This window comes from Nocardioides jiangsuensis, from assembly GCF_019679455.1.
Classification (GTDB): domain Bacteria; phylum Actinomycetota; class Actinomycetes; order Propionibacteriales; family Nocardioidaceae; genus Nocardioides_C; species Nocardioides_C jiangsuensis.
In genome coordinates this window covers 133,413-152,923 of the sequence record NZ_JAIEZQ010000002.1, presented here as the reverse complement: position 1 = coordinate 152,923, position 19,511 = coordinate 133,413, and the positions used below count along the sequence as shown (strand labels likewise).

General features: G+C 71.3%; 21 protein-coding genes. 7 read left to right on the top strand and 14 right to left on the bottom strand.

The features are described 5' to 3' along the window. Positions 1-140 precede the first annotated feature (140 nt). The 6 genes from K1X13_RS09200 to K1X13_RS09175 all read right to left on the bottom strand — a co-directional run bounded on the left by K1X13_RS09200 (position 141) and on the right by K1X13_RS09175 (position 4,497). Positions 141-638, bottom strand: a complete 498-nt coding sequence (locus K1X13_RS09200; protein ID WP_221024804.1) for an O-acetyl-ADP-ribose deacetylase — start codon at positions 636-638, stop codon at positions 141-143. 9 nt (positions 639-647) lie between these two features. Continuing rightward, entirely contained in the window at positions 648-1,685 is a 1,038-nt protein-coding gene (locus K1X13_RS09195; protein ID WP_221024803.1) for a DNA topoisomerase IB, read from the bottom strand. 55 nt (positions 1,686-1,740) lie between these two features. Next, positions 1,741-2,031 carry a DUF2516 family protein gene (locus tag K1X13_RS09190; RefSeq protein WP_221024802.1) on the bottom strand — a complete coding sequence of 97 codons (291 nt, stop codon included), beginning with the start codon at positions 2,029-2,031 and terminating at the stop codon, positions 1,741-1,743. Between the two features lie 143 nt (positions 2,032-2,174). After that, positions 2,175-2,894 (bottom strand): hypothetical protein, encoded by a 720-nt coding sequence (locus K1X13_RS09185; RefSeq protein ID WP_221024801.1) that lies wholly within the window; start codon positions 2,892-2,894, stop codon positions 2,175-2,177. Between the two features lie 26 nt (positions 2,895-2,920). Next, positions 2,921-3,367 carry a helix-turn-helix domain-containing protein gene (locus tag K1X13_RS09180; RefSeq protein ID WP_221024800.1) on the bottom strand — a complete coding sequence of 149 codons (447 nt, stop codon included), beginning with the start codon at positions 3,365-3,367 and terminating at the stop codon, positions 2,921-2,923. A gap of 170 nt (positions 3,368-3,537) precedes the next feature. Next, complete coding sequence (locus K1X13_RS09175) at positions 3,538-4,497, bottom strand: asparaginase (protein WP_221024799.1); 960 nt, start codon at positions 4,495-4,497, stop codon at positions 3,538-3,540. Positions 4,498-4,525: 28 nt separating this feature from the next. Between K1X13_RS09175 and cysC the strand changes: the two genes are divergently transcribed. The 4 genes from cysC to K1X13_RS09155 all read left to right on the top strand — a co-directional run bounded on the left by cysC (position 4,526) and on the right by K1X13_RS09155 (position 9,139). Beyond that, on the top strand, positions 4,526-5,839 hold the full coding sequence (gene cysC / locus K1X13_RS19650) for an adenylyl-sulfate kinase (protein ID WP_221024798.1): 1,314 nt from the start codon (positions 4,526-4,528) through the stop codon (positions 5,837-5,839). Next, positions 5,836-6,843 carry a sulfite exporter TauE/SafE family protein gene (locus tag K1X13_RS09165; protein ID WP_221024797.1) on the top strand — a complete coding sequence of 336 codons (1,008 nt, stop codon included), beginning with the start codon at positions 5,836-5,838 and terminating at the stop codon, positions 6,841-6,843. The genes cysC and K1X13_RS09165 overlap by 4 nt, the downstream gene beginning before the upstream one ends. Positions 6,844-6,974: 131 nt before the next feature. Next, entirely contained in the window at positions 6,975-7,889 is a 915-nt protein-coding gene (cysD, locus tag K1X13_RS09160) for a sulfate adenylyltransferase subunit CysD (protein WP_221024796.1), read from the top strand. Next, positions 7,889-9,139, top strand: a complete 1,251-nt coding sequence (locus K1X13_RS09155) for a sulfate adenylyltransferase subunit 1 (RefSeq protein ID WP_221024795.1) — start codon at positions 7,889-7,891, stop codon at positions 9,137-9,139. The genes cysD and K1X13_RS09155 overlap by 1 nt, the downstream gene beginning before the upstream one ends. Positions 9,140-9,321: 182 nt before the next feature. Here K1X13_RS09155 and K1X13_RS09150 read toward each other — a convergent pair whose 3' ends face one another. The 5 genes from K1X13_RS09150 to K1X13_RS09130 form a co-directional block, all read right to left on the bottom strand. Continuing rightward, complete coding sequence (locus K1X13_RS09150; RefSeq protein WP_221024794.1) at positions 9,322-10,635, bottom strand: UDP-glucose dehydrogenase family protein; 1,314 nt, start codon at positions 10,633-10,635, stop codon at positions 9,322-9,324. Between the two features lie 31 nt (positions 10,636-10,666). Continuing rightward, positions 10,667-12,244: a hypothetical protein gene (locus tag K1X13_RS09145; protein WP_221024793.1), complete on the bottom strand. Its 1,578-nt coding sequence runs from the start codon at positions 12,242-12,244 to the stop codon at positions 10,667-10,669. Next, positions 12,241-12,486 (bottom strand): hypothetical protein, encoded by a 246-nt coding sequence (locus tag K1X13_RS09140; protein WP_221024792.1) that lies wholly within the window; start codon positions 12,484-12,486, stop codon positions 12,241-12,243. Before K1X13_RS09140 ends, K1X13_RS09145 begins: the two co-directional genes overlap by 4 nt. A 66-nt stretch (positions 12,487-12,552) precedes the next feature. Continuing rightward, complete coding sequence (gene ygfZ / locus K1X13_RS09135; RefSeq protein ID WP_221024791.1) at positions 12,553-13,533, bottom strand: CAF17-like 4Fe-4S cluster assembly/insertion protein YgfZ; 981 nt, start codon at positions 13,531-13,533, stop codon at positions 12,553-12,555. Positions 13,534-13,585: 52 nt separating this feature from the next. Further along, positions 13,586-13,945 (bottom strand): phosphomannose isomerase type II C-terminal cupin domain, encoded by a 360-nt coding sequence (locus K1X13_RS09130; protein WP_221024790.1) that lies wholly within the window; start codon positions 13,943-13,945, stop codon positions 13,586-13,588. Between the two features lie 147 nt (positions 13,946-14,092). Here K1X13_RS09130 and K1X13_RS09125 point away from each other — a divergent pair, with 147 nt between their 5' ends. Continuing rightward, complete coding sequence (locus K1X13_RS09125) at positions 14,093-14,455, top strand: DsrE family protein (RefSeq protein ID WP_221024789.1); 363 nt, start codon at positions 14,093-14,095, stop codon at positions 14,453-14,455. A 59-nt stretch (positions 14,456-14,514) separates the two neighbouring features. On the opposite strand, the gene K1X13_RS09120 is transcribed toward K1X13_RS09125, so the two are convergent. Genes K1X13_RS09120 through K1X13_RS09110 form a run of 3 tightly spaced genes read right to left on the bottom strand, consistent with a single transcriptional unit; the run spans position 14,515 to position 16,997 of the window. Continuing rightward, positions 14,515-15,246, bottom strand: a complete 732-nt coding sequence (locus K1X13_RS09120; RefSeq protein WP_221024788.1) for a GAF and ANTAR domain-containing protein — start codon at positions 15,244-15,246, stop codon at positions 14,515-14,517. A gap of 9 nt (positions 15,247-15,255) precedes the next feature. Continuing rightward, a complete protein-coding gene (locus K1X13_RS09115) occupies positions 15,256-15,672 on the bottom strand; it encodes a Fur family transcriptional regulator (RefSeq protein WP_221024787.1) in 417 nt (138 codons plus the stop codon). A 20-nt stretch (positions 15,673-15,692) separates the two neighbouring features. After that, complete coding sequence (locus K1X13_RS09110) at positions 15,693-16,997, bottom strand: YncE family protein (RefSeq protein WP_221024786.1); 1,305 nt, start codon at positions 16,995-16,997, stop codon at positions 15,693-15,695. Positions 16,998-17,131: 134 nt separating this feature from the next. Between K1X13_RS09110 and K1X13_RS09105 the strand changes: the two genes are divergently transcribed. Continuing rightward, positions 17,132-18,151, top strand: coding sequence for a LacI family DNA-binding transcriptional regulator (locus tag K1X13_RS09105; RefSeq protein ID WP_221024785.1), 1,020 nt, complete (start codon positions 17,132-17,134; stop codon positions 18,149-18,151). Between the two features lie 70 nt (positions 18,152-18,221). Continuing rightward, positions 18,222-19,508, top strand: a complete 1,287-nt coding sequence (locus K1X13_RS09100; RefSeq protein ID WP_221024784.1) for an extracellular solute-binding protein — start codon at positions 18,222-18,224, stop codon at positions 19,506-19,508. The last annotated feature ends 3 nt before the right edge of the window (positions 19,509-19,511 follow it).

Here is a 19,511-nt window from a genome sequence, read left to right as displayed (position 1 = left end):
CTTGTGGGTAAAAAATCAGGCATAACCTTGCGGATGCCGGACATGGCGGATATAGGCATCCGGCACCCCTCGCCCCAGGCTGTCCCGAAACGCGCGGTAGCGACACGCCGACGGGCGGTTTCAGCGGGTCGGAGGGGGTCTCAGCCCTGGAGTACGGCGGCGATCTCGTCGTACGCGCGTGCGCCGAAGGCGACCAGGCGGGCCTCGCGCACCTCGGTAGGGGTCGAGCGCAGGGTGTCGACGGCGACCTGGATCGCGTCGGCCCGGGGCCAGCCGTAGATCCCGGCGGAGACAAGGGGGAACGCGACGGTGGCCGCGCCGAGCTCGTCGGCGACCCGCAGCGCGTTGCTGTAGCAGGAGACGAGCAGCCCGCGGTCCCGCTCCCCCGCGCTGTAGTTGGGGCCCACCACGTGGATCACCCAGCGGGCGGGCATCCGCCCGGCGGTGGTCCATCCGGCCTGCCCGGTGGCGAGGCCGTCCGGGAAGCGGGCGCGGCAGTCCTCGAGGACGGCCGGCCCACCGGCGGCGTGGATGGCCCCGTCGACCCCGCCGCCCCCGCGCATCCGGCGGTTGGCGGCGTTCACGACCGCGTCCACGTCCTGGCGGGTGATGTCACCTTCGACGACATTCAGGTCCATGCGCCGACCCTACGACGCGCGGGCGGCGCGCTCACGGGCCGCGGGAGCCTGCGAGAGCATCCGGAGCACGGCCCGCTCCAGAGCGACCTGCCGCTCCTCGTCGGTGTCGTAGGTGCGGCCGGCCGCCGACGCGATCGTGGTCCCGTCCTCGTAGAGATCCAGCACCCGCGGGTCGACGTACGACGCGCGGGCGACCGTCGGGGTGTTGCCGAGGTAGTCGGAGACCTCCACCATCGCGCGGCGTACCGCCCGGGCCCGCGACGCCTTCGTGGTGCCGGGCTCGTCGCTGACCGCCAGCGACGCGGCGGCGAGCACCGTGGCGTGCCAGGTGCGGAAGTCCTTCGCGGTGATCTCCGCCCCGGTCGCGTCCCGCAGGTAGTCGTTGACGGTGACCGCGTCCACCGGGGTCCACAGCCGGGCGTCCTTGTAGGCCAGCAACCGGTCCCCGCCGCCGCGCCGGCGCCGCATGGTCTCCACCGCGGCCACGGCGAGCGGGTCGTCGATCTCGATGCAGTGCTCGACGCCTGACTTGCCGACGAAGCAGAACACCAGCCGGTCGCGCGAGCGCCGCACGTGCCGCTTCTCCAGCGTGATCAGCCCGAAGCTGCCGTTGCTGTCCGCGTAGGAGTCGCTGCCGATCCGGAAGTAGCCGAGGTCGAGCAGGCGTACGGCGGTCGCGGCCGCCCGTTCCACGGGCATCCCGTCGAGCGCGATGTGCTCGAGGATGCCCGCCCGCGCCTTGGGCAGCTGTCGCGCGACCTCGGCGACCCGGTCGAACTTCATCCGGTCCCGCCCGACCCGCCACTGCGGGTGGTAGAGGTACTGACGGCGCCCCGCGGCGTCGATCCCGACGGCCTGGATGTGGCCGTTGCGGTGCGGGCAGATCCAGACGTCCTCCCAGGCGGGAGGGATCACGAGGTCCTTGCAGCGGACGCTGTCCTCCTTGCCGAGCCGCTCCCCGTCGGCGTCGAGGTAGACGAACCCCCGCCCCGAGCGGCGGCGCGACCATCCCGTCGCGTTCGGGGAGACGGTGCGCAGCCTGGCCATGCGCCCAAGTTTCCGGAAACGGGTCGATCCAAACCGGCGGAGGATCCGGCGACGGCTACCTGCGGCGGGTGAGCGCGCGCAGCGCGGGGCGTACGTCGGCGAGGTACACCAGCGAGGCGATGGCCCCGGCGATGTTGAGCAGCTGGATGGGACTCGCGATCAGCATGTGCGCGCCGAGCGCGACGCCGAGGATGACCAGCCACATGGTCTTGGTCTGCTTGTCGGCGGCGACGTACGCGTCGGGCCGGTGGGTGAGCGCGTCGACGAACGCCCACCCCTCGACGGCGAAGAGGGCCAGCGACGCGGCGAGGAGGATGACGTTCTGGATGTCGAACACGGTCAGCACCCTCCCAGGGTAGCCGCGAACACGACGAGGCCCCCGCCTTCTGAAGGCGGGGGCCTCGTCGGTGTCGCTCGGTGGGGCGTCCCGCGCGGTCAGAACAGGGTCGGCTGACCGTCGTCCGGCGCCCCGGCACGGGCCGGATCTTTTCAGTCGCCGAGCTTCTCGGCGGCGTCCTTGGCGGCCTGGGTGCCGGTCGTCGCGGTCTTCTTCGCCGCCGTGGTGGTCGACTTGGTCCCGCTCTTGGCCGTGGCACCGGTCTTCTTCGCGGCCGCCTTGGTGGTCGAGGCGGACTTCTTGGCGGTGTCGGCGGTCTCCGCGGCGGACTTCTTGGCGGTGTCGGCGGTCTCCGCGGCGGACTTCTTGGCGGTGCCGGCGGTCTCCGCGGCGGACTGCTTGGCGGTGCCGGCGGCCGACTTCGCGGACTTGGTGGTCTGCGTCTTGGCGGTCTTGGCGCGGGTCGCGGTGCTCTTGACCGCGGCCTTCGCGTCCTTGGTGGCCTGCTGGCCACGGATCCGGCTCACCAGCTCCTTGCCGCGGGCGGCGAGGTCGCCGTAGGTCTCGTTCGCCTCGGCGACGGCCTCGTTGACGTAGGACTCCACCTTGGACGGCAGCGTCTTGGCGTCGGCCTGGAGCTCGGCGAGCCGGCTCTCGACCTTGGCCTGCGCGCCCTTGGCGTCCTCGGCGAGGACGTCGATGCGGGTGGAGACCACGGTGCGGGCCTGGTCGCGCAGCGCCTTGGGCTGGAGCTCGACCTTCGCGAAGCGCGAGGTCACGTCGTTGGCGGCGGTGCGGGCGAGCTCGACGGCGAGGTCGCCGGCGCCGACGACGGCGTAGAGCGGACGGGTGGCATCGATCTTGACAGCCATGAGTTACCTCCTGGGTTGTCCCGGCCTCAGCCGGGGGTGTCGGTGCTGGTGTCGGTGGTGCGGTTGCCGGGGTCCTGTTCCCCCGGACCGGCCTCCTCGCCCCCGACAGGGGCGGACGCCTGGTTCGACGCTCGGAAGGACTGGTACACGTCGAGCAGCGACTGCTTCTGCCGCTCGGTCAGAGCCGAGTCGGCGAGGATCGCCAGCTCGACGGATCGGACGCCGTCCTCGTCTGGGTCGAGGATCCCGGCCCGGACGTAGAGCGTCTCCGCCGAGACACGCAGCGCCTTCGCGAGCTGCTGGAGCACCTCCGCGGAGGGCCGGCGCAGCCCGCGCTCGATCTGGCTCAGGTACGGGTTGGACACGCCGGTCTGCTCGGCGAGCTGCCGCAGCGAGAGCTGGGCGCTGACGCGCTGCTCCCGGAGGTAGTCACCGAGGTTCTCGACGGTCTTGCCGACCTTCGACTTGGCCATACCCCCATCGTGCTAACTCTTGCAAGCAAAGGCAAGGCCTAGGGACGTGAAGCAGCCCACAATCGTAAGATTTCACAAGGGGTTTACACGCGTTTGAGTGCTTGCTGGGTTAGCCCCGGGATCACCCAGCGACCGGCCTGTCACAGGGACGCCGGCCCTGTCCGGCGTCTCTAGAATGCGGCGCGGACGAGCCCCACGGGGCGTCCCCCACCGAGCAGCTCGACCGTGCCGGTCTCGTCGAGCGCGGCCGCGTCCACGCCCGGCATCTCCCCGACGCCGAGGCGGCGCAGCGCCTCCGCCATCAGCACCGGACGCGCCCGGGGCGCGCCGTCGTCGGTCTTGAGCGCGACCGCGCGCCCGTCGGGCAGGCCGACCGCGTAGCAGGACTCGGCACCGGCCTTGCCGATCGCCCCGGGGACGGCGCGGAGCAGGCGGGCCTCGTCGCGACGGGAGCCGGAGGCGTACTCGGGGTGCGTCCGGTAGGCGTCGGCGACCCGGCGCTCGGGGCCGTCGGTCGCGACGGAGAGCGTGCGGAAGGCGCGCGCCAGCCCGACCAGCGACGTGGAGAGCAGCGGCGCCCCGCAGCCGTCGACCGCGGCCATCTTCACCGGCTCCCCGGTGAGCTCGGCGAACGTCTCGGCGATGACGACCTGGAGCGGGTGGTCGGGCTGGAGGTACGTCGCGGTGTCCCAGCCGTTGACGACGCAGGTGGCCAGCATCGCGGCGTGCTTGCCCGAGCAGTTCATGGTGATCGGCGCCTTGACCCCGCCGGCTCGGATGTAGTCGTCGCGGGCGGCGTCGTCGATCGGGTAGTCCGGAGGTGTCTGCAGCGCGGACTCGTCCAGACCGGCACCGTCCAGGATGCGGCGGACGCCCTCGAGGTGGAAGGTCTCCCCCGAGTGCGATGCGGCCGCGAGCGCGAGCAGCTCGCCGTCGAGCTCGAGCCCGGCGCGCAGCATCGCGACGGCCTGGACGGGCTTGTTGCAGGAGCGCGGGAAGATCTGCGACTCGGCGTCGCCGACGGACCACTCCACCGAGCCGTCGGCCGCGAGCGCGACCAGCGAGCCGTAGTGGTGGCCCTCCACGAATCCCGAGCGGACGATTTCGGCCACGACGACTGGTGCAGGCATGCCGCGACTGTAATGGCACGATTGGCGGGTGCCCGAATCGAACACGAACGCCCCAGCCGTACCGCAGCACGCTCCGTCGCCGCGCGAGCTCGACGACCTCGAGCTGCTCACCCACGGTGCGCTCGCCCCGCTCACCGGCTTCGAGGGCCCCGGCGGCCTGGTGACGCTGCGGGTCCCCGCCGCCGTGGCCGGGGCGGCCTCCGCTGCCGGCACCGTCGAGCTGGTCGACCCGGAGGGGGTCCCGCTCGCCACCGTGGCCGTGGCGTCGACGTACGACACGGGCGAGGACGGCCTCGTCGGCCTGGCCGGCGACGTCACCCCGATCACGCACAACGAGTTCGGCGCGTTCCGCCGCCTCTACCTCTCGCCGACCCAGGTGCACGAGCGGTACGGCGCCGACGCGGTGACCGTCCCCGTCGCGGGGCCGCTGACCGACGCCGACCTGGACCGGGTCGAGAAGGCGTCCGAGGGCCGCACCGTCGTCCTGCTCGCGCTCGTCGGCACCGGCACCCCCGAGGGCCTGTCGGCCACTGGTCTGGTCCGGGCCACGCTCGCGGCGGCCGGCCACCTGCGCGACGCGCACGTGGTCGCGGTCCCGCTCGCCTCCCGCGGCGACGCGACCCTCGACCACGCGCTCGGGCAGCGGGTCGTGGACGCCTACGCCCCCGGCGAGGTGGTCGCGGTCACCGGCGAGGGCGAGCTGCACGACGACGTGGCCGCGATCGTCGACGTCGACCAGCCCGGCCCGCTGGAGCAGGGCCTGGTCCTGTTCTTCACCGGGCTCTCCGGCAGCGGCAAGTCCACGCTGGCCCGCGCCCTGCACGACGTGATCCTCGAGGCCGGGGAGCGCACCGTGACCAGCCTCGACGGCGACGTCGTACGGCGGAACCTGTCGGAGGGCCTCACGTTCTCCAAGGAGGACCGGGAGACCAACATCCGCCGGATCGGCTGGGTGGCCGCCGAGATCAGCCGGCACGGCGGCGCCGCGATCTGCAGCCCGATCGCACCGTTCGACGCGACCCGCAAGCAGGTCCGCGCGATGGCCGAGGAGGCCGGCGGCGCGTTCGTGCTCGTGCACGTGGCCACCCCGCTCGAGGAGTGCGAGCGGCGCGACCGCAAGGGGCTCTACGCCAAGGCCCGCCGCGGCGAGATCCCCGAGTTCACCGGCATCTCCTCCCCCTACGAGGAGCCCGAGGACGCGACCGTCCGCGTCGACACGACGGGACGCACCATCGATGACGCGCTCGCCGACGTCCTGACGGTGTTGTATGAGCGGGGGTACCTGACGCCGGCCGCGAGCCCGTCCGGACCTGTCCAGACCAACCCGGGAGTGCAGCAGTGAGCGAGATCGTGACCATGGCGACCCTGTCGCTGCTGGTGGTGAGCTTCCTGGTCGGCATCGTCGTCGGCCTGACCGGCATGGGCGGCGGCGCGCTGATGACGCCGGCACTGATCTTCCTGGGGGTCTCCCCCACCGCCGCGGTCGCCAACGACCTGGTGGCGGCCTCGGTGAACAAGTCGGTCGGCGCGGGCGTGCACTGGCGCTCCGGGTCGCCCAACCTCAAGCTCGCCGGCTGGCTGATGCTCGGCTCGGTCCCCACCGCTTTCGCGGGCGCGTTCATCATCCGCGCGTTCGGCGGGGAGACCGAGCAGGACAGCTTCGTGAAGACCGCGATCGGCGTCGCGCTGCTGTTCACCGCCGCGACGTACACCGTGCGGATGTACCTCAACCTGCGCATCGTCACCGACGGCGGCACGCTCTCGCAGGAGGACCCCCCGGTCCGGCCGCTCCCCACCTTCTTCGTCGGCGCGGTCGGCGGCCTGCTGGTCGGCATCACCTCGGTGGGCTCCGGCTCGCTGATCATGGTGGCGCTGCTGCTGCTCTACCCCACGCTCTCCGCGGTGCGCCTGGTCGGCACCGACCTGGTCCAGGCCGTGCCGCTGGTGCTCTCGGCGGCGATCAGCCACGTGCTGGTCAGCGGCGTCGACTGGGCGGTACTGATCCCGCTGATCGTGGGCGGCACCCCGGGCACGTTCCTCGGGTCGAAGCTCGCGCACTGGGTCTCCCAGTCCGTCGTACGCCGCGGCATCGTGATCGTGCTGACGCTGACCGGCCTGGGCATGCTCGGCGTGCCCCCGGAGTACGTCGGCATCATCGGCGCGGGCCTGCTCATCCTCGGGCCGCTCGCCTGGGGCGTCGCGCGGCAGACCCGCGGGCTCCCGGCCTTCGACAGCCTGCCCACGCCCCTGTCCGGCTCCACGTCCACGCCCGCCCCGCCGGCGGGTCCGAACGGCTCGCCCGACCGCCCCGCGGCGGAGCGCGCACGGGACAGGGCCGACACCTAGCGGCCCGCCTGCACACCCGCCGCCCGAGGCCCGGTCCTGTGACCGGCCTGACACCCAGCGGGCGGAAGTGAGGGTCAGGCTCGAAATGGGTACGATGACGGCTGTTTCCGAAGAGAGGTCTGAATCAACCGATGACCGAAACCCATGCGGACTACCGCCTGAGCCAGCTCGACGAGCTGGAGGCGGAGTCGATCCACATCTTCCGTGAGGTCGCGGCAGAGTTCGAGAAGCCGGTGCTGATGTTCTCCGGCGGCAAGGACTCGATCGTGATGATGCGCCTTGCAGAGAAGGCGTTCTACCCGGCGAAGATCCCCTTCCCCGTGCTCCAGGTCGACACCGGCTACGACTTCCCCGAGGTCCTCGAGACCCGGGACAACTGGGTCAACCGTCTGGGCGTCCGTCTGATCGTCGCCTCGGTCGAGGACGCCATCAAGAACGGCGTCGTCGTCGACGACGGCAAGACCAGCCGCAACCGCCTGCAGATCGGCACCCTGCTGAACGCCATCGAGGAGGAGGGCTTCACCGCCGCCTTCGGTGGCGGTCGCCGCGACGAGGAGAAGGCCCGCGCCAAGGAGCGCGTCTACTCCCACCGCGACGACTTCGGCCAGTGGGACCCGAAGATGCAGCGCCCCGAGCTGTGGTCGCTCTACAACGGCCGCATCCACGGCGGCGAGCACATGCGGATCTTCCCGCTGTCGAACTGGACCGAGCTCGACATCTGGCACTACATCGGGCGTGAGGGGATCGAGATCCCCAACATCTACTTCTCGCACCGGCGTCGTGTCTTCGAGCGCGACGGGATGCTGCTCTCCGAGAGCGAGCACAACCCGACCAAGTCCGGGGAGACCGTCGAGGAGCGCACCGTGCGCTTCCGCACCGTCGGCGACCTGACCCTGACCGGTTGCGTCGAGTCCGAGGCGGCGACCATCCCTGAAATCATCGACGAGATCGCGATCGCCCGGGTCACCGAGCGTGGCGCGACCCGTGGCGACGACCGGTTCTCCGAAGCCGCCATGGAAGACCGGAAGCGTGAGGGCTACTTCTGATGGATCTTCTCCGGTTTGCAACCGCCGGCTCCGTCGACGACGGCAAGTCGACCCTCATCGGTCGCCTGCTGCTCGACTCCAAGGCGATCTTCGAGGACCAGCTCGAGGCCGTGGAGACGACGTCGAAGTCACGTGGCTACGACTACACCGACCTCGCGCTGCTGACGGACGGCCTCCGCTCCGAGCGTGAGCAGGGCATCACGATCGACGTGGCCTACCGCTACTTCGCGACGCCGACCCGCAAGTTCATCATCGCGGACACCCCCGGCCACGTGCAGTACACCCGCAACATGGTCACCGGCGCCTCCACCGCCGACCTCGGCCTGGTGCTCGTCGACGCCCGCCAGGGCCTCACCGAGCAGTCCCGCCGGCACGCGGTGATCCTCTCGCTGCTCCGGGTCCCGCACCTGGTGCTCGCGGTCAACAAGATGGACCTCGTCGACTACGACCAGGCCGTCTACGACAGGATCCACGAGGAGTTCACGGCGTTCGCGACGAAGCTGAACATCCCTGACCTCGAGATCATCCCGATCTCGGCGCTCAAGGGTGACAACGTCGTCACGCGCTCCGAGCACATGCCCTGGTACGACGGCTCGTCGCTCATGCACCACCTCGAGCACGTGCACGTCGCCTCCGACCGCGACCTCGTCGACGCCCGGTTCCCGGTGCAGTACGTCGTCCGGCCGAAGTCCGACGAGTTCCACGACTACCGCGGCTACGCCGGCCAGGTGGCCGGTGGCGTGCTCAAGCCCGGTGACGACGTGCTCGTCCTGCCGAGCGGCATGACCTCGAAGATCGCCGGGATCGACCTGTTCGACAAGGAGATCACCGAGGCCTACCCGCCCATGTCGGTGACGGTGCGCCTCGAGGACGACGTGGACGTCTCGCGCGGCGACATGATCTGCCGCCCGCAGAACGCCCCGAAACCCAGCCAGGACATCGACGCGATGATCTGCTGGATGACCAACGAGCCGCTCAAGCCCCGGCAGAAGCTCGCGATCAAGCACACGACCCGCACGGGCCGGGCGCTGATCAAGGACATCCAGTACCGCTTGGACGTCAACTCGCTGCACCGCGACCAGGACACCAAGGAGCTCGCGCTCAACGAGATCGGCCGTGTGCAGCTGCGCACGACGGTCCCGCTCCTGTGCGACCCGTACAGCAAGAACCGCACGACGGGCTCGTTCATCCTGATCGACGAGGCGACCGGCGTGACCGTCGGCGCCGGCATGATCAACAACGCCAGCTAGTACCAGGCGCAGGCTCCGGACCCGGCTCCCCGAATGGGGGGGCCGGGTCTTGTGCATGTGCGAAGAGACGAGGACATCACATACCCGGTCCCGAGGGGCGAAACTCGATGAGAGCAGGCGCCTGCCCTTACTCAGCCTCCAGCACCCGGTAGAACACGGTCGCGGTACCCCGACCTGCAGCCCTACGGCCGGCCGAGGGCGCGGTAGGTCCAGCCGGCCGCACGCCAGGCTGCCGGGTCCAGCGCGTTCCGACCGTCCAGCATCCGCCGCCCGCTGACCAGCGTCGAGAGTGCGGCGGGGTCGAGGCCGACGTACTCCGGCCACTCGGTGAGCAGCAGCACCAGCTCGGCGCCCTCGACCGCCTTCTCGGCGCTGTCGGCGAACTTCAGGTCCGGCCACTTCCGGCGGGCGTTCGGGATCGCCTGCGGGTCGGTGACCACGACGTCGGCGCCCTGCAGCTGCATCTGCGCCGCGACGCTCAGCGCCGGGGAGTCCCGGACGTCGTCGCTGTTCGGCTTGAACGCCGCCCCCAGGATCGCGATCCGACGCCCCACGATCGACCCGCCGCACACCTCGCGCGCGAGGTCGACCATCCGGACCCGGCGGCGCAGGTTGATCGAGTCGACCTCGCGCAGGAACGTCAACGCCTGGTCGACGCCCAGCTCGCCGGCGCGCGCCATGAACGCGCGGATGTCCTTGGGCAGGCACCCGCCGCCGAAGCCGAGCCCCGCGTTCAGGAACCGGCGCCCGATGCGCTCGTCGTGCCCGATCGCGTCGGCCAGGCGCACCACGTCCGCGCCGGTGGACTCACACAGCTCGGCCATGGCGTTGATGAAGGAGATCTTCGTGGCCAGGAAGGAGTTCGCGGCCACCTTGACCAGCTGGGCTGTCGCGTAGTCCGTCTCGACCAGCGGGGTGCCCTCCGCCAGCGGCGCGGCGTAGACGGTGTTCAGCAGCTCCTTGGCGGACTCACCGGCCGCGCCCTCGGGGAGCCCGTAGACGAGCCGGTCCGGGTGCAGCGTGTCCTTGACCGCGAAGCCCTCGCGGAGGAACTCCGGGTTCCACACCAGGGTGGCCTCCGGCACCTCCGCGGCCAGCTGCGCCGCGAGACGCTCGGCCGTGCCCACCGGGACGGTGGACTTCCCGGCCACGACCTGGCCCGGCTCGACCACCTTGAGCAGGTCGGCCATCGCGGTGTCGACGTACGTCATGTCGGCCGCGTTCTCGCCCGCCTTCTGCGGCGTGCCGACGCAGACGAAGTGCACGTCGGCGCCCTGAACGTCGGCGACGGAGTCGGTGAAGGTGAGCCGGTTGGTGGGCGCGAGCTCCTGCAGCAGCTCCGGCAGGCCGGGTTCGAAGAAGGGAGCCTCACCCCGTGAGAGCGCCGCGACCTTGTGGGTGTCGACGTCGTAGCCGATCACCTCGTGGCCGAGCGTCGCCATGCAGGCCGCATGGACAGTCCCCAAATAACCGCAACCGATGACTGAAATGCGCACTATCGCACGCTATCAAGCGATAACGGGCGGTTCAGGCCCGGATCGCGGGGCCGCCCGCGAGCCACCAGCGAGCGGCGGAACGCTGCCACTCCGGGGTGGTCGACGACTTCAGCAGCACCGGCAGGCACGGCGAGCCGCTCATCCCCAGCGCGTACGTCTTCGCCCGCTCCCGCAGCGACCACTCCGACCCCAGCGACGAGCGCAGCGCCTGGTCGGAGAAGTCGGTGAACGTCAGGTGCCCGATCCCCTGCGTGATCGGCACCGCGACGGCGGGGTCGGGGTCGTCGATGAACGCGAGCATCCGCATCCGGTGCACCTCGTTGCTGAGGTAGCGGGTGGCGGTCGCGGCCCGGGCCCGCACCCACGGCGGCACCACCGGGTTGGTCAGCAGCCCGAGCAGCTCGTCGGTCAGCGCGTCCCCGAACGGTGAGGCGGAGATCAGCAGCGAGGCCAGGTGCCGGCGCTCGGAGTCCCGGTGGAACAGGCACTCCCGGATCAGCCGCTGGAGCATCCGGTCCTCGTCGTACGACGGGTCCTGCGGGACCCGGGCCCGGGCGGCCTCCGCGAGCTCCGCGGCCATCGCCCTCGCCTTGCTGGCCACCATCACCTCGCCGTGCTCGACGACGTACCCGAGCTTGCGGCGCCCGGCCTTCGTCGCGGCCGTGGTGAGGGTGGAGCGCAGCCCCTCCGGCAGCGAGGCGATCAGCTCCGCGAGGTCGTCGCCGGCCTTGACCGGGTTGGCCCGCCACATCCGCAGCACCGTCATGTCCAGCCGGTTGCGCTCGTCCTCGGAGAAGTCGCCGCGCGCGACCTTCTGGGTGGCCAGCCAGATCGCCAGCGCCCGCGCGGTCTCGGTCGGCGGGTTCTCGACCATGTCCAGCACCAGCTGCGCCGACTTCCGGGTCGGCAGCCGGTCGAGCAGCCCGAACGGGTTCATGATCACCTGGACGTCGGGGTTCGCGAGGTACTCCGCGATCGCGTCCACCAGGAAGTCCTGGGCCCGGACCAGCGAGGCGATGTTCATCGCGGCGGTGTTGTACTGCCGGTAGGGCACCTTGATCGCCCGCGGCTGCGTCGCGATGCAGCGCCGTGCGATCGTCTCCCAGGTGCTCGCCCGCAGGTGCACCAGCGGCGCCGCGGCCAGGTGCCAGCCGAGGTCCTGCCAGTCCACGGCCAGGGCCTGCCCGTCCTCGGCGAGGTCGAGCAGCTCGTCGAGGCGCAGCGCGAACTCCCGGCTGGTCGGGTCCAGCTGCGGCCGGATCACCTTGGTCTTCACACCGGGGATCGCCGAGCGGATGTACCCGGTCAGCGACGAGATCCGGCCCGGCTCCAGGCCGAGCGCCCGCTCGTAGGCCGACATCCCCTCGTAGGACACCGGGATCTCGCCGGACTCCCAGCGGCTGACCAGGCTGCGGCTGGTGACGAATCCGGCGTCGGCGAGGGCGGTGAGGAACTTCCGGCCGTCGCCGTACGACGGGTCGGGGTGGTGCAGCCGGGACATCGCCAGCAGCCAGCCGATCCGGGCGTCGATGTCGGGCCGGGTGGAGTTGAGCGGGGTGTCGTCGTACGCGATGCGCTGCACGCGACCGGGACGACGTGCGCCGCTCATGTGTCTCCACCTCCCGTCGACCCGGATGTGCGAAGCATAAGTCGCGAGGCGGCCAGTGCGAGACCCGCCAGTCCGGTTAGGTCGGCGGCGGTGAGCCCGCGGGTGTCGGTGACGGAGAAGAGGATGGCCCCCTCCATCGGCTCGTTCACGACCATCCAGAGCACCGAGAGCGCGGCCAGCGGCACCGGACGGCGCCACCAGGCCGCGAGCACCAGGGCGACCAGGACGAGTCCGACGAGCATCAGGCCAGGCTAGGGAAGGCTATGTCCGGGTGTGGGCGCTTCGCGCAAGTCCGCACGAGACGTCGGTCACCGCAGTGAGGGACGCACGTGCAGGCCGATCTCCGGGTCGACCAGCACCTCCTGCGCCGCGGCCAGCCCGTCGACCTCCAGCTGGGCGCCGAGGTCGACGTTGCGCTTGACCATGCCCAGGGCGATCGGGCCGAGCTCGTGGTGCCGCGCGGAGGTGCCGACGAAGCCGACCGCCTTGCCGCCCAGCAGCAGGTCGCTGCCCTGCGCCGGCAGCCGGTTGTCGGACCCGTCGAGGTGCAGCAGGGTCAGCCGGCGGGGCGGGCGGCCGAGCGTGTGCACGCGGGCCACCGTCTCCTGCCCGCGGTAGCAGCCCTTGTCCAGGTGCACCGCGGTGCCGATCCAGCCGGCCTCGTTGGGGATCGTGCGGTGGTCGGTGTCGAGGCCGAGGCGCGGTTCGCCCCGGGCGATGCGCAGGGCCTCGAAGGCCCACGTCCCGCAGGCCGGACCGGCCGCCGCGGCGTACCGCTCGAGGTCCACGCGCGGGACGAAGGTGTAGCCGGAGTACGGCGCCCCCTCGATCCGGGCCGCCGGGCGCCAGGTGACCGCGAGCTCCTCGGTGACGTCGCTGACCTCGACGCGCATCATGAACCGCATCCGGTCCAGCCACTCCACCAGCGCGGTGGCCTGGCCGGGCTCGACGTGCGCGGTGAACGACTCCCCGTCGTCGACGCCGTACATCGCGTGCTCGACGTGCCCCTGTGGGCTGAGCACGAGCGCCGCGGTCGGGGTGTTCGGCGCCAGGCCCTCCAGGTACTGCGTGGTCAGTGAGTGCAGCCAGGTCAGCCGGTCGGGACCGGTGACGCGGACGACGCCGCGGTGCGAGAGGTCCACGAAGCCGTCCCCGGCCTCGAGCGTGCGCTGCTCCCCGTTGAACGACCCGTAGTGCGCGGGCACGGGCGCATCGATGCCGTTGCCGGACACCGCCCCGGGCAGGTGCAGGAGCGGGCTGGGCGTCGAGGAGAAGTCTGCTGCGGCCACCCGGCCAGCGTACCCGCGCGCAGGTGGGGTCCCCGGCGCCCGGTGGCGAGGATCAGGTCGTGGCCTTGGTGCGACCGTAGTCGTCCTCGAGCCGGACGATGTCGTCCTCGCCGGTGTAGACCCCGCGCTGGACCTCGATGATCACGAGCTCCTCGCTGCCGTCGTTGGCGAGCCGGTGCTTGGCACCCTGGTCGACGTCGACGGACTCCCCCGGACCGACGACGAGGACCACGTCGTCGATCGTGCACGTGGCCTTCCCGGACACCACCACCCAGTGCTCGGAGCGGTACTCGTGGGTCTGGTACGACAGGCGGCATCCCGGGTTCACGTGGATGCGCTTGATCTTGTAGCCCTCGGCCACGTCGATCACGTGCCAGGATCCCCAGGGCCTCTGCTCGGACTCGAGTGTCACGCGGGCCATCCCCCTCGTCAGATCTCGTCGGTGGACGTGGACCAAGCCTACGAGAGGAGGTCCGGCGTCTCTCCAACACGGTGATCTCTTTACTTTGTGGGCGGTCTGGTACGTCGGTGCCGCTCCCGCGCCCGTAGGCTGGCGCCCGTGACGAGGCGACTGCTGATCAAGGTCACTGCCGGGGCGGACGAGCCCGAGCGGTGCAACCAGGCCTTCACCGTGGCCTCCACCGCGGTCGCGACCGGGGCGCAGGTCAGCCTGTGGCTCACCGGTGAGGCGGCGTGGTTCGCGGTCCCGGGCCGGGCCGAGGAGTTCGAGCTTCCGCTGGCCGCGCCGCTGGCGGACCTGCTCGCCGCGGTGCTGGCCGGCGGCACGGTGACCCTGTGCACGCAGTGCGCGGCCCGCCGCGACATCGGGGAGGCCGACGTGCTCGAGGGGGTCCGGATCGCGGGGGCGCCCAGCTTCGTCGAGGAGGCGCTCGCGGACGACGTCCAGGCGCTCGTCTACTGAGCCGTCCGCCGGCCTCCGGGGGCTGGACCGGTCCAGCCCGGTCGGCCCGTGCGGGTGGGCTACCCGGCGGCGTCCTGGGGGGCCGACGGCTCCTCGTCGTCCCGCTCCTCGTTGCCGCGCTCGTCGCTGGCCGCGATCAGCTCCTGCGCCACCAGGCGGAGCTTGACGTTGCGCTGCTGGGAGAGCCGGGTGAGGAACGCGAAGGCCCGGTCGTCGGTGAGTTGGTAGCGCTCCATCACGATCCCCATCGCCTGGCCGATCGTCTTGCGGGTCTCCAGCGCCTCCTTGAGGTTGGTGACCTCGCGCGCGTAGGAGATCGCCACCGCCGCCTGGTGCTTGAACAGCGCCGCCGTACCGCCGAGGTCCTCGAACGCCCCGACCTCGGTCGCGTACAGGTTCAGCGCCCCCTGGGACTCCCGGGAGTCGAACAGCCGGAACGCCGCCTGCGCGCGGATCCCGGCCTCGACCGCGACCGGGCCGTACTTCATGAAGCGCGGGTCCTCGGACAGGTTCGTGCTGACCACGTGCGTCTCGTCGGTCGCGGCGTCGTAGCAGGGGCCCTCGTGGAAGGTGTACTGCGCCTTGTCGAGCTCGATCAGCGCCGGGTGGGTCGGACCCACGGTCTCCAGCCGGTCGTCCCCGTGACGGACGGTGATGCTGGCATAGACCACCTCGGGGATCAGGTCGACCGCGGCGGCGGTCAGCTGGGTCAGCGTGGCGTCGAGGTCACCCGGGGCGAGGGCCTCGGACAGGCGCCGCGCCGACTCGAGCAGTGACTGGTCGTCGATCATGCGCCGAATCTACCTTGCACAGTTTTGGCAGGCTCCGAAGATCGTCAGGTGTCCGACATCCGTCACGAAGCCATAGGTGTCGAGGAGCTTCGCGGTCATCGGCTCGATGATCTCCGGGGCCACCTCGGTGACCTCGCCGCAGCTGCGGCAGACCAGGTGCACGTGGTCCGGGGTCGCGGTCGAGTGGTACGTCGGCGCCCGGTCGGTGATGTGCGCGTGCCGGACCAGGCCGAGCTCCTCCAGCAGCTCCAGGGTCCGGTAGACCGTGGAGATGTTGACCGCGGCGGACTCCTCGTGGACCGCGCCGAGCACCTCGTCGGGGGTCGCATGGCCGAGCCGCTCGACCGCGCGCAGCACCAGCTCGCGCTGCGGGGTCAGCCGGTACCCCTTCGCGCGCAGCGTGGTCTGCCAGTCCTGCGAGGCCATGGGTCCGAGTCTAGGTGCGGCTACGACCTCCAGGCGCGGACGATGTCGCGGTCGACGTACCCGGCCCGGACCCGCTGCGGGTGGTCGCCGACCCGGAGCGTGCGGAGGCGCTCGGCGGTGCGGTAGTCGAGCACCACCACGGTGTCGTTGCCGCTGACCGAGACCCAGCACTCGTCGCCGTCGGGGCCGTTGGTCGACCAGTACGGCTTCGGGCCGACCGCGACGACCCGGCGGCGGAACGTCTCGCGGCTCACGATCGCGGCGTAGTCCGACATCGTCCCGGCCGCGCAGAGCTTCGTGCCGGCCGCGTTCATCGCCAGCCCGTGGTGCGCGGAGTCGAGCACGTACTGCTCGCGCGGCAGCCCGCCGGTCCGGTCGGGCAGGTAGGCGACGCGGCGCACCTTCCCGCGCAGCGGCTCGCCGGGGTAGGTGCGCCGGCGGTCGCGGGCGCGGGTGTCGAACTCGACGAAGCCGTGGTGGAAGGAGACCTGGAGGTAGACGAACCGCTCGTCGGGCGCGACGGCCATCGGGCGGACCGCCGAGCTCATGTCCGGGTAGCCGGCCTCGGCGAGCTCCTTGCCCATGTCCCAGCGCCGGAGGATCTCGAAGTCGTCGTTGCGGACGATCTGCAGGTAGCGCCTGCCCTTGCTGGTGTCGCCCTCGAGGCCGCCCCGGTCGGTCGGCGTGTAGACCCGGCCGATGCTGGCGTGGAAGATCCGCTCGCCGTCGGCGGTGTAGGTGTTCTCGTGCGGGGTGTCACCGCTCGGAAACTCCCGCAGCTTCCGGCCGGTGGCCAGGTCGAGCTCGTGCACCTTGTTGGCCGTCGAGTCGCTGACCAGGAGCCGGCGGCCGTCCGGCGAGACGCCCATGTGGTCGGCGCGGTAGCCCTCCATCGGGAAGCGCCAGCGGATCCGGTTCGTGGCGAGGTCGATGCCCACCACGTCGGCGAAGCTGGGCCGGCTCACCGCGACCAGCCGGCCGTCGTGCGTGGTGAACATGTCGTCGGTGTACTGGTTGTGGCCCTCGCCGATCGCCTGCTGGATCGCCAGGAAGAACCCGAGCCGGGCCGGGTCCGCGACGATCTCGCGCATCCGCGCGTCCGCGTCGGGGATCGTGTCGATCGTCTTGATCTTCCGGTGCGTGTGCGCGTCGACGACCGTGGCGGTGCCGTCCCAGTTGTTGCCCACGAACATGACGTCCCGGACCGCCGCGGTGGCCGAGGTGGTCTGGACCGTTCGACGCGACGTCTCCGCCTCGACAGCAGGTACGGCGGACGCGGCCGCCGCCATGGCGAGGACGGCGACGAGAACGGCTCTACCACGCATGAAAGCTCCCTGATCGGCGGAAAGGACCCGCCCCTTCAACGCCGGGATGTGACCCCGGTTACGCCGAGGTGCTGTGGCCCCGGTTACACCCCGACCCTTGACAGGTGGTCACTAAACCGGTTTAGGTGGCTTTTGTGACCCCCCGACCCACGATCAACGACGTCGCCCGTGCCGCGGGCGTGTCGAAGGGCGCCGTCTCCTTCGCGCTCAACAACCGCCCCGGCCTCGCCACCGAGACCCGCGAGCGGATCCTGGCCGTGGCCCGCGAGCTGGGCTGGACCCCGAACTCCCGGGCCCGGGCACTGTCGGTGTCCCGCTCGTTCGCGGTCGGTCTGGTCATGGCACGTCCGCCGGAGACGCTGCGCGCGGACCCGTTCTTCCCCTCGTTCATCGCCGGCCTGGAGAGCGTGCTGTCCGAGAGCGGCTACGCCCTGCTGCTCCAGGTGGTCCCCGAGCACGACCACGAGCTCCGCAGCTACCGTCGCCTCGCCGAGGAGGGCCGCGTCGACGGGGTCTTCGTCACCGACCTGCACGTCGACGACACCCGCCCGGCGCTGCTGGCCGAGCTCGGCCTGCCCGCCGTGATCATCGGCCCGGCCCTCGGCGAGCCGTTCTGGCCCGCGGTCGGCGTCGACGACGGCCCCGGGGTCGCCGCGGCCGTGGAGCACCTGGTCGGGCTCGGACACACCCGGATCGCGCACGTCTCCGGACCGACCGCGATGGTCCACGGCCAGTCCCGCCGGGACGCCTGGTCGCGTGCGATGCGCGAGGCCGGGCTGCCGGAGGGGCCGTTCGCGGAGGCGGACTTCTCCGCCGAGGAGGGGGCCTCCGCCACCCGCCGCCTGCTCGACCTGCCCGAGCCGCCGACCGCGATCGTCTACGCCAACGACCTCATGGCGATGGCCGGCCTGTCCGTCGCCACCGGCCGCGGCGTCGACGTGCCCGGCCGGCTCTCGATCACGGGCTTCGACGACACCGAGCTCGCCGCTCACGTCCAGCCCGGCCTGACCACGGTCAGCACCAACGTCCTCGACTGGGGCCGCGCCGCCGCGGAGAGGCTGCTCGCGCTCGTCGACGGCCGCGACCCCGCCCCCACCGAGCTCGACCCGCCCCGGCTGGTCGTGCGCGGCTCGACCGGGCCCGCCCCGTCCTGACCCCGCCTCACCCCCCGACCACCCCGTGCACCCACCCCATCCCCGGCACCACACGAAACGGAGCACCACCATGAGACCCAAGGCCGTGACCGCGACGCTCACCATGCTCGCGCTCGGGATGACCGCCGCCTGCGGCGGCGGATCCGGCGACGCAGCGGAAGCCCAGGGCTCCCGTGGCCCGATCAAGGTGTGGCTGTCGAACAACCCCGAGGAGATCTCCTGGGGCCAGGCGATGGTCAAGGCGTGGAACTCCGAGCACCCCGACGAGAAGGTCACCGCCCAGGAGATCCCGGCGGGCAAGACGTCCGAGGAGGTCATCGGCGCCGCGATCACCGCGGGCAACGCTCCGTGCCTCGTGTTCAACACCTCGCCGGCCGCCGTACCGCAGTTCCAGAAGCAGGGCGGCCTGGTCGCCCTGGACGCCTTCGACGGCGCCACCGACTACATCGAGGAGCGGAGCGGCGACGTCGCCGAGCAGTACCAGTCGCCGGACGGGCAGTACTACCAGATCCCGTGGAAGTCGAACCCGGTGATGATCTTCTACAACAAGAAGCTCTTCGCGAAGGCCGGCCTCGACCCGGAGAACCCGCCGCTGGGCTCGCACGAGGAGTTCCTCGAGACCAGCCGCAAGCTGGTCGACAGCGGGGCCGCGCAGGCCGCGATCTGGCCCGCGCCCACCAGCGAGTTCTTCCAGTCCTGGTTCGACTTCTACCCGCTGTTCGCGGCCGAGACCGGGGGTCAGCAGCTCGTCGAGGACGGCAAGGCCACCTTCGACTCCGCGGAGGGCCAGAAGGTCGCCGACCTCTGGTCCACGATGTACTCCGAGGGCCTGTCGCCGAAGGAGGCCTACAACGGCGACTCGTTCGCCGACCAGAAGGCCGCGATGGCCATCGTCGGCCCGTGGGCGATCTCGGTCTACGGCGAGTCGATCGAGTGGGGTGCGGTCCCGGTGCCCACCTCGGCCGGCACCGCGCCGGAGGAGACCTACACCTTCTCCGACGCCAAGAACATCGGCCTCTACTCCGCCTGCGACAACCAGAAGACCGCCTGGGACGTGCTCGAGTTCGCCACCAGCGAGGAGCAGGACGGCAAGCTGCTGGAGGCGACCGGCCAGATGCCCCTGCGTCAGGACCTGCAGGGCACCTACCCGGAGTACTTCGAGCAGAACCCCGAGTACGAGACCTTCGCCGACCAGGCCGCCCGCACCGTCGAGGTGCCGAACGTGCCGAACTCGATCGCGATCTGGCAGGCCTTCCGCGACCAGTACTCCTCGTCGGTGATCTTCGGGGAGACCCCGGTCGACGAGGCGCTGACCAAGGCCGCCGACGAGGCGACCGACCTCGCCGGCCAGTCCTGACCC